Raw genomic sequence first — 15,365 nt, forward strand, 5'->3', positions numbered from 1 at the left:
GTGTGGGGGTTGGGATCATTCTCAACCCTTTCATTATGCGAAAAAGACATAAAGGAGCGAACGAATATGACACTTCAAACGAAGCAGACAATTGATACATTGACGATCAATACAATCAGGACATTAGCCATCGACGCCATCGAGCAGGCGAACTCCGGACATCCTGGAATCGCCATGGGGGCAGCCCCGATGGCTTACACGCTCTGGGCGAAGGAGATGGAAATGAATCCTGCCAATCCCGATTGGATCAACCGGGACCGTTTCATTTTATCGGCAGGACACGGATCGGCCCTTCTGTATAGCATGCTCCACCTATTCGGCTACGGGCTGACCATGGATGAGCTGAAGAACTTCCGTCAGTGGGGGAGCAAGACACCGGGTCATCCCGAATTCGGTCATACCGTGGGGGTGGAAGCGACCACCGGCCCACTTGGACAGGGAATCGCCATGGCCGTCGGGATGGCGATGGCAGAGAGGCATCTCGCCGACACGTATAATCGGGAAGACTACGACGTGATCAATCATTATACCTATAGCATATGCGGCGATGGGGACCTGATGGAGGGCGTATCGGCTGAAGCCGCTTCCCTGGCTGGTCACCTGAAGCTTGGCCGGCTCGTCGTCCTGTACGACTCCAATGACATCTCGCTGGACGGCGACCTGAATCTATCATTCTCCGAAAGTGTAGAAGATCGATTCAAGTCATATGGATGGCATGTGGTGCGGGTGGAAGATGGCAATGACGTAGACGCCATCCAGGCAGCCATCCAAGAGGCAAAGGCGGATACGGACCGTCCTACTTTAATCGAGGTGAAAACGATCATCGGCTTTGGATCCCCGAATAAAGCCGGATCCTCTGCGAGTCACGGGGCGCCCCTCGGGGAAGAAGAAGTGAAGCAAACGAAGGCAGCCTATCAATGGGATGCCGACGCACCATTCTTTGTTCCGGAAGAAGTGGAGAAGCATTTCGCCGGGATGATGGAAGCAGGCAAAGCAAAAGAGGCCACATGGAACGAGCGATTTGAATCGTACAAGGCAGCCTATCCCGAGCTTGCCTCTCAGTTGGAGCGTGCGGTGAAAGGCGAACTGCCTGACGATTGGAAGGCATCGCTCCCTCCTTTTGATGCCGGTTCGAAGATGGCTACCCGTTCCTCTTCAGGGGCCATCTTGAATGCAGCGGCGTCCTCCATTCCTGAGCTCATCGGGGGATCTGCCGACCTGGCCGGTTCGAATAAGACCCTAATCTCATCAGAGAAGAATTTCGCCCTGGACGGGTATGCGGCCCGGAACATCTGGTTCGGCGTACGGGAATTCGCCATGGGGGCAGCTCTGAATGGGATGGCCCTTCACGGAGGCGTGAAGGTCTTCGGGGCCACATTCTTCGTCTTCTCAGATTACCTGCGTCCGGCCATCCGCTTGGCCGCGCTCATGAAGCTGCCGGTGACGTACGTGTTCACGCATGACAGTATTGCTGTCGGTGAGGACGGTCCCACCCACCAGCCCGTCGAGCAACTGGCGGCATTGCGCGCCATGCCTGGGATCTCGGTTATCAGACCCGCCGATGCGAAGGAAACTGTCGCGGCCTGGCGCCTGGCACTCGAAAGCCAGGATCACCCGACGGCACTCGTGCTGACCCGTCAGGATCTCCCGACTCTTGATCTTGATCAGGAACAAGTGGATGAAGGGGTGAGTAAGGGGGCCTATATCGTCTCGCCAGCTCAAAACGAAGCGGTAGGACTGCTGCTCGCAACCGGATCGGAAGTATCATTGGCCATCAAAGCACAGCATGCATTGGCAGACGAGGGCATCCACGTCTCCGTCGTCAGCATGCCGAGCTGGGATCTATTTGAGCGTCAGTCCGCAGCGTATAGGGAGAGCGTGCTACCAAGCCATCTGACAGCACGCCTTGGAATCGAGCTCGGCTCTTCCTTCGGCTGGCGGGAGTACACCGGTCAAAAGGGGAAGACGGTAACCGTTGATGGATTCGGTGCATCGGGCCCTGCGGAACGTCTGCTTGAGGAATATGGGTTTACGGTTGAGAATATTGTAGAGACATTCAAGGGACTTTAAAAATCGTATAGTAAGTGCAACCCACCTGGAACTCCAGGTGGGTTTTCATCTATTTAAACGTTTCATTAAACAAATATTGGGTATGATGTGAAACAGCTACTAGAATATGAGAAAATAACCCCAAACCCATTCAAGAAAGGACGATGCCCAATGACTGAACCAGTCTATATCCGAGAAGGCTTCGCAAATATGTTGAAAGGCAAGGAAGGGGTGGGAGGCAAGCTTTACCTCGATGAGAACATGCTCCATCACAAGCCCCACGCCATCAATATTCAAAAAGAAGAGACAGCGGTACTTTTAAAGGAAGTTGCATCGGTGGAGCGCGTGCGCAATAGACTGCTTGGCATCCCTTTGCTGAACAACGGTTTGAAGGTGACGCTGCAGAGCGGTCTTGAGGTACAGTATGTCGTGAACAAGGCAGGTCAGTGGGTAGAAGATGTGGAGCGGGCGGTTGCCGATGCGAAGAAGTCGGGCGTGGTATAACGCCCGGCTTTTTTCTGTTTACAAGAGTTTTGTTCTTTATGATAGAATAGAAAACAAGAAAAATATGGAATAACCCAAGGGGTGCCTATGGTTAAACACCTATCATCTAAACTATTCAATCTCCTTCTCTCCCTTTTCGGCATCATCCTCCTGGGATCAATCCCGGCCCTGTTCAATCAGATGAACCTCTCTTTTTCAGGATACATACGGTCCATTAAAGAGGTGATCCTGGTGCTTGTCGGATTGAAGCCTGCAGTCTATGGAGGGATGGCTGGTCTGGAAAAGCCGATCTTCCCCCAAGTTTTTATTCATATGGGGGAATCGGGCTTGATTTTGTTGCTTTCTCTTTTGGCAGCGCTCGCGGTGGCTTTGTTCATCGTGTTCGTTTATTTTTTGCTTCCTGGGTGGAGCAGGAAAGGGATTGCGTTCGGCCTTCGGGTGCTGGACGGGATTCCGGATATCCTGTTCATGATCGGGACGCAGCTTCTGGTGATCTACGTGTTCAAGGAGACGGGGCTTAACGTAGCAAATGTAGCGACGGTCCAGGGGGAGCGGGCGGTCATGTTGCCGGTGGTCAGCCTGGCAATCCCCACGATGCTTATGTTCCTGAAACTGCTGATCCTTCGATTCGGTCAGGAGATAGAAAAGGATTATGTGGTACTGGCAAGGGCGAAGGGAATCTCTCCTCCTGCGATCCTGAACCACCATGTGCTCAGGAATGTGGTGGTAAGCACAGTGTATTACATAAGGCATCATCTTTGGTTCATCCTTTCAAACTTGTATCTGGTGGAAGTGCTGTTCAACGTTCCGGGCATTTCCTGGTTCATCAAGGATTATCCCACGACGGAGGTTTTCACAGTGGCACTGCTACTGATTTACGTGCCCATCTATCTTTTATTTCACCTATTTGAATGGGCGGTTCCGGGAGAATGGAGGCGTGGAGGATGATGTGGAAGAGGTGGAGAAGGGACGGAGGTGCCATCCTGTCGGGGCTATTCCTCTTGTTGCTTGTTTTCGCGAGTCTCGGCAATACCTTTTGGAACGATGGAGACGTAAGCCAAACCGTCTTGCTGAAGGGGGAGGACGGAACCATTTCGGCTCCTCCATTCCCTCCGTCGAAGGAGTTTTTATTAGGGACGGATGAGAAGGGGTATGACCTTCTCGGACGGGCCATAGAGGGAGCCAAGTGGAGCATCGGGATCACGATATTGATTGCATTCTTGAGGACATTCTTCGCCTTTTGGATCGGCATGGTCATGACGTATGTTCCGAGGTGGCTGTATGCGAAGCTTGAGGCGTTATTCGATAGTTTTTCCATCCTGCCCCTCACGATGGTGGCATTTGTGATTTTGGAATCCGTTCTCTTGATATCGAGTGGTACGACCCCTGTCCCTTTTTATGTGCGGGCCGGTTTTGAGGTGCTGATCCTGGTCATCCTCGTCCTGCCACCCCTCTCCTTTTATATGGCGAAAGAGACGAAACGGATCAAGGAGAGGGAGTTCATGGACGCGGCCAGGGTACTGGGGGGATCGGAGGGGCATCAGATGTGGCGCCATATCATACCGCATCTCCTGCCTATATCAGGGGTGATGTTCATCCAGCAGTTCGTCCAGACGCTGATCATCTTCCTTCATCTGGGGGTGCTTGGCCTCTTCTTTGGAGGTACCATGGTATTCATGGGTCCGAATGGTCCCGAGATTGAATCGATCAGCCAGGAGTGGTCGGGGTTGATTGGAGCGAACTTCCGGTATATCGTGTCCCATCCGTGGATTCCGCTTGTGCCCATAGGATTTTACACGGCGACGATCATTGCCGCTCAAACCCTGCTGAAACGGATCAATAGCAAGACGGGAACGCGGTCTTCGCTATAGAATAGAAACGAAACGTAACGGAAAGGAATGGACATCATGGACATCAAAATGAAATGCGCCAAAGCAGCACTGAAATACATAGGAAACGGCACAGTGATCGGACTGGGCGGGGGCAGCACCATCGCTCACCTCATCCGCTTCATCCAAGAAGAACAGCTCGATATCAAGGTGGTCACGCCTTCATGGGAAACGAAGCGGAAATGCGAGGGAGTGGGCTTGGCGGTCATTCCGCTGTCGGAAGCTTCTGCAGTGGATGTAGCCTTTGATGGATGCGATCAGGTGGACGCTCATCTCCATGCCCTGAAGAGCGGCGGAGGCATCCATACCGATGAAAAATTGGTGGCAAGTATGGCCAACGAGTACATACTTCTTGTTGACGAATCAAAAGTGGTGAAGGAACTGACGTATGAACATCCGGTCGTGCTTGAGGTGATTCCGCAGGCTCTGGCCTTTGTGATGCACCAGCTCTCGGATGCAGAGAAGGTCGAGATCCGCATGAGCAGCGATAAAGATGGTCCCGTCATGACAGATCGCGGGAATCTGCTTTTGGATGTGTACGTGAAGGGAAGTCAGGATAGTGTAAGACTGGAAGAACGGTTGAAAGGACTGGCCGGAGTGCTCGATGTCTCCCTGTTCACATCCGTCGTGACAAAGGCAGTGGTGGCGAGTGAGTCCGGTATTCGCGAAATGACAAAGCATGGAGTCTGAAGGGGCTGGGAAACTTATGGGATCAATGGGTTCTGCAGGCATAGCGGCAGTCCTCCCCGCAAAAGCCCACATCATTCTTCATTCATAGTGACAACAACCCATGTTTCTTTCATACACTATCCTGAGGTGAAGAATATGCCAAGAGTAAAGTATAAGGATTCAGATGTGGCCCTCATGGCGAGGATGATGCGGGCGGAAGCCGAAGGGGAAGGGAAGCAGGGCATGCTGTACGTGGGGAATGTCATCGTGAACCGGGCTGTGGCAGAGTGTCTTGATTTCAAGGATGTACGGACGATTCAACAAGTCATTTTCCAGGTGCAGGGCAATAACTATTCGTTTGAGGCCGTACAGAAGGGGAATCTGTTTTACAACCGGGCAAGATCGGTGGAAAAGCGGCTCGCGAAGCAGAATCTTGATTACTGGCGGCAGCATCCCGGGAAGTATGCCCTCTGGTATTTCAACCCGTATGCCCCATGTCCCCCGACGTGGTATGATCAGCCTTTGGCCGGACAGTATAAGAACCATTGTTACTATGAACCGAAAGCCAATACGTGCGCCAGCGTGTATCGAGGATGACAAATAGAGGACTTCCTGAACGGCAGGAGGTTCTTTTTTTGTATAAATCATCTGCCGATTCGCCTAAACTGAAGAGGAAGACCTATCCTTATTAATACATAGCAAAAGTATGTTAAACTTTAGGAAGTAAATTTTTTAGAATGAGGTATTTCAGCATGAATAAAGTGAAAAAGAAGAACCGCAGCAAGTTGTTTTTACTGATCAGGGGGCTGATGGTGGTCCTCGGCGGATTCATTGCGGCCTATGGACTTGAGACCGTTTTGATTCCGAATAACGTGTCCGATGGGGGCGTTACGGGGATCAGCATCGTCCTTTCCCAGCTCGGCAATATGCCGCTTGGGATTCTGATCGCCATCATCAACATCCCGTTTGTCTGGTTGGGCTATAAGCAGATCGGGAAGAGTTTTGCCATTTTCTCCATTATCGGGATTGCATCGCTTGCGATTGGGACAAGCCTCATGCACCACATTCCGGCAATCATCGACGGGGATACACTGCTCGTCACGGTCGTCGGGGGAATCATCCTCGGTTTCGGGATGGGGCTTGCGCTCCGTAACGGTGGAGCCCTGGATGGGATCGACATGCTTGCCGTCCTCCTGTCGCGCAAGCTGCCGTTCGGTACGAGTGATTTCATCCTGTTCTTGAATCTATTCGTCTTCATCTTCGTCTCAACCGTCTTCGGTCTGCAGGGAGCGATCCTGTCGGCGATTGCCTACTTCATCGCATCAAAGGTGATCCATATCGTCGAAGAGGGGCTCAGCGGCTCCAAGACGTTCAAGATCATTTCATCGGAACCGAAGCTCATGGTCGAAACCATTCGTGACCGGCTTGGGCGAAGTGCTACGTATAAGGAAGCGTACGGTGGCTACTCTCATGAAAAATTCATGGAAATCACCTGCGTGATCAACCGTCTGGAAGAAAGTAAACTGAAGGAGATCATCTCCGATATCGATCCTTCTGCGTTCGTGACCATCTATGATGTCGCGGAAGTGAAGGGCGGTAACTTCAGGAAGAACGATATCCATTGATCCAAAGGCCCCTCCCGGTTTTGTCCTGGGAGGGGCCTTTTCGTATTCTTCGACTGTTACGGGGGAAAGGGGTATACTGATAGGAAAAAGAGAGGGGTTTCCACATATGACAAAACCGAATTGGGGTATCCTTGGTCCTGGAGGCATTGCATCGAGCTTCGCCAAAGCAATCCTGGAAGTGAACGGGAACATCGCAGGCGTATGGGCGAGAAAAGTGGAAAAGGCGAAAGCATTCGCAGAGGAGCATGGCGTCGAGAACGTGTATGAAAACGTGGAGAGCATGCTTGCGGATGATGGCATCGACATCGTGTACGTCGCCACACCGCACAGTGTTCACTATACATATATCATGAACGCCCTGAAGCACGGGAAGCATGTGCTCTGTGAGAAGGCGATCACCATGAACGGCAGGCAGCTGAAGGAGATCACAGACCTTGCCGCTGAGAAAGGACTGGTGGTGGCGGAGGCCATGACGATCTATCATATGCCGCTGTATCAAAAGCTGCGTGAAATCGTCGATGCCGGGAAGATCGGCAAAGTGAATATGGTCAACGTCACATTCGGCAGCTGCAAAGAAAATGACCCGACCAACCGCTTCTTCAATCCGGATCTTGCCGGGGGAGGCATGCTCGATATCGGCACCTATGCCCTCTCCTTCACCCGTTTCTTCTTATCCAGTCAGCCGACAGAGGTGCTGACGACGGTGAAGAAGCATGAGACCGGTGTAGATGAGCAGTCGGGTATCGTGTTGAAGAATGAAGACGATGAGATGGCTGTCGTGAGCCTGGCCATGCGGGCTAAAATGCCGAAGCGCGGCATTGTCGCAGGTGATCTTGGATATATCACCGTGGACGAATTCCCGAGAGCGGATCGTGCGACCATCACCTATACAAAGGATGGGTCAGTCGAGACGATTGAAGCGGGAGTGGAAGGCAAGGCGCTTCAGTATGAAGTCGAAGCGATGAATGAACTCGTCGTGACCAAAGGTGAGAACTGGACGCTGCCATTGTCTGAACAGGTCATGGAGCTGATGGATGAGGCCCGCAGGCAGTGGGGGCTCACCTACGACTTTGAGTGAGCGCTCAGCGCGGTATCGTCATCAGGACACCTGAGCCAACGGATCGTGAAGCCCTTCACGGGTTCTTCCGTCTGGTCATCGAGGACACCTATCGAAAAGAAGGCATCGATCACCTGGTGGACGATCTGGAAGAGGAGATCCGTTACAAGAAGTCCCTTCTCCAAAGGCAGGGGAAGGAGCGTTTTTTCCTACTCGTGGAAAGGGACACCCAGATCATCGGAACCATCGAATACGGACCGGCAAGTAGGTTGATCATGGATTTGACAAATGGTGCCTATAGGGGTATCCCTGAAGTCGGGACGGTGTTCGTGCACCCGGATCATCAAGGAAGGGGTGTCGGTTCCCTGATGGTGAATGCCATGCTTCTGATCCTTCTTGGAAGGGGTGTTGAGACATTTTGTCTCGATAGTGGGTATGCGCGTGCGCAGGCAGTATGGAAGAAACGGTTCGGTGACCCCGATCATGGATTTACCGATTACTGGGGTGAAGGCATGGATCATTTGATCTGGAAGCGGTCCGTTCGAGATCAGATAGTATTTTAAGAGGTTGAGAGCACTCTCATGGTTTGAGTTTAGTTTTATAGACAGTCAGGCATAATATCAATGGCAGGATGAAATAAGGACGGTCCGGCTTCCACAATGGAAACCGGACCGTCTTTTTTAATCCGCGGCAAAAACAATGCCGGCGGATTTTCGTGCTTGTTCTACGATATCGAGGACCGTGCAGCTGTAATCAAGGAGTTTGTAGCAGCGATTAAAGTCCTCATTCTCGTAGATGTCACGGAACGTCTTCAACTCGTAATAGAGTTTATTCGGGTTCGTCTGGTCGTTCAGGACCACTTCTTCATCATCCGTCTTGACGGTTATGGCCTCGCAGCTCGTTCCGTTCTCCACCTCGATATAGCCTTTCTCACCCTGGATGAGGCAGAAGTTCGGACTTTCTGTATCCTTGGCCCCGACGGCTTCTCCGATAAAGCCGGGGTACTTCATCAGGACGACGCCTGACGTGTCGATGCCATTTGCATGGGTGTTGGCCATATAGTGGACGGCATCGGGTTTCCCGAACAGGTTCATGATGAAGTGGATATTGTAGACATTGATGTCCACAAGGGCACCACCCGAGAATGCCGGATTGAAGATATTCGGTGTTTCACCTGCCAGGAATCGATCATACCGGCTTGAATATTGGCTGTAATTCGCTTGAATGAACCGGATCGGTCCGATCTTTCCGATGTTCTGGCGGATCAATTCGTAGTTCGGCAGGTGGATGGTGGTGATGGCTTCAAAGAGCATGAGACGTTTTTCTTTTGCCAGTGCCCTCAGTTTTTCGAGCTCCCTGGCCGTCGATGTGAACGGCTTTTCGCAGATGACGTGTTTTCCTTTATGTAAGGCCTTCCTCACATGCTCGAAATGGAGGCTGTTAGGGGAAGCCACGTAAATGAAGTCTGCGTCGGCTTCTTCGAGCATACGATCAAGATCTGTATAAATGGATGGGCCGCCGAATTTTTCTGCAAGGGGGCGTGCACTCGATTCTGCGCGGGAATACATGGCGGTGCATAGGGCACCCTCCACGTCATCGACGGCAGAGAGGAACCTTTCGACGATGAATCCTGTTCCGATTGTAGCAATCTTCATATCGCTCACCTCATCTTTCTTATTTGTCCTCCCCATTATAATGGACTCCTCTTGGGATGTCATACGATCAAGGCCTCCAGAAGAAATATTCCAACGTGGCAGGAGCCGGGAGAAATTCGTCGAAATCTGTCTATAAAGAACGGGAGGATGATGACGATATGAGTGGTAACAAGTGGAATGCAACGCATTATGATGACAAAATCGGGTTTGTTTCCCTATATGGAAAGGGCCTGATCGATATACTTGAACCGAAGGAAGGCGAGGAGATCCTTGACCTCGGGTGCGGAACCGGTGATTTGACGCAAGAGATTGAGACATCCGGGTCCGTCGTAAGGGGAATCGACTATTCGGAGGACATGATCCTGCGCGCTAGGGAGAAGTATCCGTCCATCTCCTTTGAAGTGGGGGATGCCGCAAACTTCCATACTCCACAACCGGTTGATGCCGTATTCTCCAATGCCGCCCTTCACTGGGTACGGGATGCAGATGGGGTGGCGTCTTCTGTTGCACGTGCTTTACGTCCCGGAGGGCGATTCGTCGCTGAATTCGGAGGGAGCCGAAACGTCGGGGCGATCATTGCAGGGGTGGAAGAGGAGCTGAAGTTTCGTGGAATCGATGCCACATCGCGGAACCCCTGGTACTTCCCGACCGTCGGTGAATACAGCTCACTCCTCGAGCGTCATGGTTTCAGGGTATCGTTCATTCATCACTATGAGAGGCCGACCCCATTGCCTGATGGAGAGAAAGGTCTCGATCACTGGCTCGACGGCTTTGCAGATGATTTCTTTCCAGAGTTTGATGGGGAGGAAAAGGAAAGGGTGTATAAAGGGGTCAAGGAGAGGGTGCGGGCTGCCCTTTTCAAGAACGGGGAATGGGTGGCCGATTATTGGCGGATCCGTGTTGTCGCCGTGAAAGAGTGATCGGCCGGGGTGGTGAGTGAGGCTCACCTCCCTTTCCTGATGGCGAAATTTATTGATTCATCGTCGGTAATTTCAAGCTATACAGGAAAGGACCATCCCCGTATAATAGAGTGACTATAGTCCTAAATTTCCAGTAAAGGAAAAAGTGACTAAAACGAGGTGCACTGTGGAATTTGTTGTACATATCACGACTAACTATGATTTATTTCTTGTCTTTTTGTCCTATATCATCGCGTTGATCGCGGCGTTTGCTTCTATAGAATTATCGAATCGTGTAAGGCAGACAAAGGGAAGGGCGAAGCTAATCTGGCTTATGACGGCCGGTGGCGTCCTCGGGCTCGGGATCTGGTCCATGCACTTCATCGGGATGCTCGCCTTCCATCTGTCGAGTACGATGTATTACGATGTCAGTCTTGTCTTCCTGTCCATTGTCGCTTCTGTCGCAGGATGTTCGGCTGGGTTCTGGACGGTGTCATCCGCTGCCCCGAAGAAAAGGCATCTGGTCTATGGGGCTGTCCTCATGGGGGCGGGGATCGCATCCATGCACTATATCGGCATGGCGGCCATCCGTCCGATGATGATCAGTTATGATTCACTGTTGGTGACCCTCTCACTGGTGATTGCGTATTCGTCAGCGTTTGCCGCCCTGTGGCTCGGGTTCTATTCATCATTTGCCAAGGAAGGAATGGGCTTCAGAGTAAAGCTTGCCTTCTCCTTGTTCATGGGCGTCGCCATCACGGGTCTTCACTACACGGGTATGACGGCTGCACACTTCCATCAGCATGAGGGGCATGAAGGGGTAGGCACGGTGGACGTGACCTTCCTGACGTGGGGAGTCTTCATCAGTACCCTTTTGATTTTCATCTTCACTTTCTCCTCCATCGCCATCGACCGCTTTGTCAGGAAGAAATCCATTCTTCAGACGATGATGTTCGATTCGGCGGAGGACGGGATCGCCATCTCTGATAAGTCAGGCAGGATCTATCATGCCAATGCGGCGCTTCTTTCCATGTTTCCTGAGGCAAACGGTCAGACCGTTCCCGATGTGTTCGTGGAAGGGACGATGGAGGATAATCGCCTCACCCTCCCGGTAAACACCAAACAAGGTGAGCGTATCTTGGAGGTGTCGAAGCACCGCATCCGGGGCGAAGGACTTGAGCACTCCATCTGGTTCACGAGGGATATCACGGAGAAGCGCAAGTCAGAAGATGTCATCCAGTTCATGGCCTATCATGATCCCCTGACAGAACTCCCGAACCGCTACAAGCTTGAGAAGCTCCTCGATGAGTGGATTGCGGATGGTGAAGGCGTGTGCTGCATCTTCATCGATCTTGACCGCTTGAAGTTCACCAACGATACGCTCGGACATCAGGCAGGCGATGTGCTGTTGAAAGAGGTGACGAAAAGGCTTAAGGACGCACTTCCGGAGGATTGTGTCCTCACTCGACAGGGTGGCGATGAGTTCGTAGTCGTTTCGACCTGTGCCGATAGGGGTAGAGTGAAGAACCTGGCCAACGAGTGTGTCCGTGCCATGAACGAGCCGTTCTCGATCAATGGATCCAATGTGCGGGTGACCATCAGCGCAGGAATCGCCCATTATCCCGAAGATGCGCGTAACGGGTCGGAGCTTCTGAGCTATGCGGATCTTGCCATGTACGAGTCCAAGAAGAACGGAAAGAACTGTGTCACGGAATTCAATGAAGAAATCAGACAAAAGCTTGAAAGGACGATGGTCCTCGAACAGGGATTCGAGCATGCATTCGAGCAGGAAGAATTCTACGTCCTCTATCAGCCCAAAGTGAATGTGAAGTCCGGCAGTCTTGAAGGGGTGGAGGCGCTCATGCGCTGGACCCATCCAAGTGTCGGTCCCGTCTCCCCTGTGGAGTTCATCCCGATCATGGAAGAAAAGGGGATGATCCATTCCGTTGGCAGATGGGTGCTGAAGGAAGCGTGCAAGCAGTGGGTGAAATGGATAGCGGAAGGGAAGGAGCCCATCGTGATGGGCGTCAACATTTCCCCGCTCCAGTTCTCGAGGGAGGACTTCATTCCGTCCGTTCAGGAAGTACTCGATGAAACGGGGATGGATCCCAACTATCTGGAGCTTGAGCTGACCGAATCCTCTGCCATGAAATGCGAAGCGGATGTCATCGTCATCCTTGATCGACTCAGGGGAATGGGGATCAAGATCTCCCTGGACGATTTCGGGACAGGCTATTCATCGTTCCGGTATCTGAAGGCACTACCCGTAGAGATTCTGAAGATTGACCGTTCCTTCCTGGAAGACTTTGAAGGGAACGAAGAACAGGAAGCCATCGTCCGGTCCATGATCACCCTCGGCCACAACCTGAATATGAAGGTACTGGTGGAGGGTGTGGAGGATGCCTATCAGATGGACTGGCTCAAGCGGGAAGGCTGCGACTTGATCCAGGGGTTTTATTTAAGCAGACCGGATACGGCCGAGGCGATTTCCGCGCGCTGGATGAACATGGCGGCCGTATCAAACTAAAGGGGAAATGAAAGATGACCATACAGATGGATCGAATATCAAATGACTTGATCGTACAATCAATGAAAGAAAATATGGCCCTGATCCAATTCGGGATCGACCGGAGAGTCACATATGTCAATGACCTGTTTGCCGGAAGCGTCGGGTATCGCACGGATGATATGGTGGGGATGCACCATAAGGAGCTCTGCTTCCCGTCATTCGCCAACAGCGGCGGATATGAAACCTTTTGGAAGAGGCTCCTGTCGGGGCGCAGCTTCCAGGACAAGATTGAACGGAAGGATGCCATGGGCAATGCAATCTGGCTCGAGGCGACCTATATGCCTATCTTTGATGAGGACTCCCGCAGGGTCATCGGCATCTTGAAGGTGGCGACCAACATCACCGACCGCCAAATGGCGATTACTTCCTTGACGGATGATTTGAAGGGTCTGGCAGAAGACCTTCACGATCAGGCGAAAGGGGGCATCGACCGCGGAAATGAGCTCATGGGGATCATTGACCGGATGACCAGGGTATCGGAAGAAAATGCCGAAACTCTCCAAGGGCTCCAGAAGCAGGCCGATGATATCAAAGGCATTGTCCAGACCGTGAGGGAAATCGCCGCCCAGACGAATCTTCTTGCCTTGAACGCCGCCATCGAAGCTGCAAGGGCAGGCGAGCATGGCAGGGGCTTCGACGTCGTGGCGAAAGAAGTGCGGAAACTATCGGAGCGGGTGGAGAAATCCATCGTCGAAATCCGTGATAACATCGAAGGCATCACCGTCGAAGTGAAGAAGATCACCTCGGGTACCGATACCGCCCAGCATGATATCAAGGAAAGCCAGATGATGATCAAACACACCGTCCATGATTTCTCCGGCCTGACGACGGCCTCCACCAAGCTGGAAGAGCATGCAAAGAGATTCCAGGACATCATATAAGTTCCATAGCCATCCTCGGGGATGGTTTTTTTGTGGGCACCTGTAAATGAGAGAGTTCCTACGTTTATCCCAGTCTTGAATAGGTAATATGTAATGTACAAATCAAACAGCGAGCAGGTGAGCGCATGGATTATCAGAAGCTGCCTTTACGAGAGCTGGTGGAGCGGATCATAGCGGGGGATCAACGGGCGGTGCAGGAATTCGAGAGAAGATGGGAGATTCCGTGGGATCAGTTGGGCAGCGTCCCGATCCACCTCAAAAATCCTCGGAAGTGATGCCTCCTCTGTGGTACAGTAGACAGATAAAAACACAGAGGAAGAGGGAATAACATGACCGTCAAACGCTATTACGAAGACGCGTACCGGAGCGCATTCACCACTACGATCAACGAACAGGCACAGGACGAAAACGGACGCTGGTACGTCATCCTTGAAGAAACGTGCTTCTATCCAACAGGCGGAGGCCAACCCCATGATACGGGGATGCTCGGGGGACGCAGGGTCCTGGAAGTGGAAAATGTGAACGGAGAGATCTGTCACTACGTGGATGGGCAACTTGAGGAAGGCGTCAGCATCAACGGGAATATCGACTGGGAAAGACGCTTCGATCATATGCAGCAGCACGCGGGGCAGCATATCCTGTCTGCCAGTTTCATAGAATCTTTCGGCTATGAAACCATCAGTTTTCATCTAGGTCAGGAGACGCTCACTATCGATCTCGAGATCCCCGATTTGACCAGGGAACAGGCAAATCGTGCGGAAATCCTCGCCAATCAGGTGATCAGGGAAGCAAGACCCATTGAGACAAAGTGGGTAACAGAAGGCGAGCTGGGAGATTATCCACTCAGGAAGCAACCCGACGTGGATGGACCGATCCGTCTCGTCATCATCCCGGACTTCGATTATAACGGATGCGGCGGGACCCACCCTTCATCCACAAGCGAAGTGGGAGGGATCAAGATTCTCGATTGGGAAAAGCACAAATCCCACATCCGCCTCCGTTTCATCTGTGGAGACAGGATCCGTACCCATCTCCAAGTGAAGCACGATCTCCTGAAAGACCTGACCGGAATCATCCAGGCGCCGGAAGATGGCATGAAAGATGCCGTGCTCCGGATGATCGACAGGCAAAAGGATATCGAGAAAGAACTTGAGGGTGTGAAAGCCGAGTACCTGAAGCTTGAGGCAGACGTACTGGTCAATGACATACAGGAGGTAGCGGGACATCGCCTGCTCTCCCGGGTGTATGACGAGCGTCCGGTCAAGGAGCTGCAGGGCCTCGCCCAACAGATCACAGCCCGGAATGATGATGTGGTCGTCCTGTTTGCTGTGAAGAACGGATCTAAACTCCAGCTTGTCGGAGCAAGAGGAAAGGCATCGACCGCCGGACTAAGGGAATCGGTCCGACCGGTATTCGGCCTGATCAACGGAAAAGGCGGAGGGAAGGATGCATTCGTTCAAGGCGGTGGTGAAGCGATCATCAGCAAGGAAGAGCTTATGGAAGAGTGGATCCGACAGCTATAAAGCGAGCCTGCAGGTGTGTCCTGCAGGCTTTTTGTTATAAATGGT

The 15,365-nt window shown here is 52.2% G+C and carries 15 protein-coding genes and 1 pseudogene; 15 read left to right on the forward strand and 1 reads right to left on the reverse strand.

Annotated elements, in window-relative coordinates; all coding sequences use genetic code 11:
- Positions 1 to 66 precede the first annotated feature (66 nt).
- The 9 genes from tkt (at position 67) to ACNA6I_RS19330 (ending at position 8,356) form a co-directional block, all read left to right on the forward strand.
- Positions 67 to 2,070: a transketolase gene (gene tkt, locus ACNA6I_RS19290; RefSeq protein WP_416313987.1), complete on the forward strand. Its 2,004-nt coding sequence runs from the start codon at positions 67 to 69 to the stop codon at positions 2,068 to 2,070.
- A 150-nt stretch (positions 2,071 to 2,220) separates the two neighbouring features.
- Complete coding sequence (locus ACNA6I_RS19295) at positions 2,221 to 2,553, forward strand: hypothetical protein (RefSeq protein WP_048013530.1); 333 nt, start codon at positions 2,221 to 2,223, stop codon at positions 2,551 to 2,553.
- A gap of 87 nt (positions 2,554 to 2,640) precedes the next feature.
- A complete protein-coding gene (locus ACNA6I_RS19300; RefSeq protein ID WP_416313988.1) occupies positions 2,641 to 3,501 on the forward strand; it encodes an ABC transporter permease subunit in 861 nt (286 codons plus the stop codon).
- Positions 3,498 to 4,424 carry an ABC transporter permease gene (locus tag ACNA6I_RS19305; RefSeq protein WP_416313989.1) on the forward strand — a complete coding sequence of 309 codons (927 nt, stop codon included), beginning with the start codon at positions 3,498 to 3,500 and terminating at the stop codon, positions 4,422 to 4,424. The genes ACNA6I_RS19300 and ACNA6I_RS19305 overlap by 4 nt, the downstream gene beginning before the upstream one ends.
- 36 nt (positions 4,425 to 4,460) lie before the next feature.
- Positions 4,461 to 5,132 (forward strand): ribose 5-phosphate isomerase A, encoded by a 672-nt coding sequence (rpiA, locus tag ACNA6I_RS19310; protein ID WP_197082268.1) that lies wholly within the window; start codon positions 4,461 to 4,463, stop codon positions 5,130 to 5,132.
- Between the two features lie 135 nt (positions 5,133 to 5,267).
- Positions 5,268 to 5,708, forward strand: coding sequence for a cell wall hydrolase (locus tag ACNA6I_RS19315; protein ID WP_048007667.1), 441 nt, complete (start codon positions 5,268 to 5,270; stop codon positions 5,706 to 5,708).
- A gap of 155 nt (positions 5,709 to 5,863) precedes the next feature.
- Positions 5,864 to 6,736, forward strand: a complete 873-nt coding sequence (locus ACNA6I_RS19320; RefSeq protein ID WP_048007666.1) for a YitT family protein — start codon at positions 5,864 to 5,866, stop codon at positions 6,734 to 6,736.
- Between the two features lie 106 nt (positions 6,737 to 6,842).
- Entirely contained in the window at positions 6,843 to 7,814 is a 972-nt protein-coding gene (locus ACNA6I_RS19325; protein ID WP_416313990.1) for a Gfo/Idh/MocA family protein, read from the forward strand.
- A complete protein-coding gene (locus ACNA6I_RS19330; protein ID WP_251528954.1) occupies positions 7,811 to 8,356 on the forward strand; it encodes a GNAT family N-acetyltransferase in 546 nt (181 codons plus the stop codon). Before ACNA6I_RS19325 ends, ACNA6I_RS19330 begins: the two co-directional genes overlap by 4 nt.
- A 117-nt stretch (positions 8,357 to 8,473) precedes the next feature.
- Here the strand turns inward: ACNA6I_RS19330 and ACNA6I_RS19335 are convergent, their stop codons facing one another.
- A complete protein-coding gene (locus ACNA6I_RS19335) occupies positions 8,474 to 9,448 on the reverse strand; it encodes a Gfo/Idh/MocA family protein (protein WP_416313997.1) in 975 nt (324 codons plus the stop codon).
- A 158-nt stretch (positions 9,449 to 9,606) separates the two neighbouring features.
- On the opposite strand from ACNA6I_RS19335, the gene ACNA6I_RS19340 reads away from it, so the two are divergent.
- The 6 genes and pseudogenes from ACNA6I_RS19340 (at position 9,607) to ACNA6I_RS19365 (ending at position 15,320) form a co-directional block, all read left to right on the forward strand.
- The gene (locus ACNA6I_RS19340; RefSeq protein ID WP_048013542.1) at positions 9,607 to 10,368 is read left to right on the forward strand and encodes a methyltransferase domain-containing protein; all 762 of its coding nucleotides are present in this window, start codon (positions 9,607 to 9,609) and stop codon (positions 10,366 to 10,368) included.
- A gap of 166 nt (positions 10,369 to 10,534) precedes the next feature.
- Positions 10,535 to 12,874 (forward strand): EAL domain-containing protein, encoded by a 2,340-nt coding sequence (locus ACNA6I_RS19345; protein ID WP_416313991.1) that lies wholly within the window; start codon positions 10,535 to 10,537, stop codon positions 12,872 to 12,874.
- A 74-nt stretch (positions 12,875 to 12,948) separates the two neighbouring features.
- Positions 12,949 to 13,263: pseudogene (locus ACNA6I_RS19350) on the forward strand (PAS domain-containing protein); the annotation flags it as partial.
- A 117-nt stretch (positions 13,264 to 13,380) separates the two neighbouring features.
- Positions 13,381 to 13,797 carry a methyl-accepting chemotaxis protein gene (locus tag ACNA6I_RS19355; protein WP_392398068.1) on the forward strand — a complete coding sequence of 139 codons (417 nt, stop codon included), beginning with the start codon at positions 13,381 to 13,383 and terminating at the stop codon, positions 13,795 to 13,797.
- A gap of 125 nt (positions 13,798 to 13,922) precedes the next feature.
- Positions 13,923 to 14,072 carry a hypothetical protein gene (locus ACNA6I_RS19360; protein ID WP_156183427.1) on the forward strand — a complete coding sequence of 50 codons (150 nt, stop codon included), beginning with the start codon at positions 13,923 to 13,925 and terminating at the stop codon, positions 14,070 to 14,072.
- Between the two features lie 54 nt (positions 14,073 to 14,126).
- Positions 14,127 to 15,320 carry an alanyl-tRNA editing protein gene (locus tag ACNA6I_RS19365; RefSeq protein ID WP_416313992.1) on the forward strand — a complete coding sequence of 398 codons (1,194 nt, stop codon included), beginning with the start codon at positions 14,127 to 14,129 and terminating at the stop codon, positions 15,318 to 15,320.
- Positions 15,321 to 15,365 lie beyond the last annotated feature (45 nt).

The sequence above is a fragment of the Rossellomorea sp. FS2 genome, from assembly GCF_047915635.1.
Lineage (GTDB): Bacteria > Bacillota > Bacilli > Bacillales > Bacillaceae_B > Rossellomorea > Rossellomorea marisflavi_A.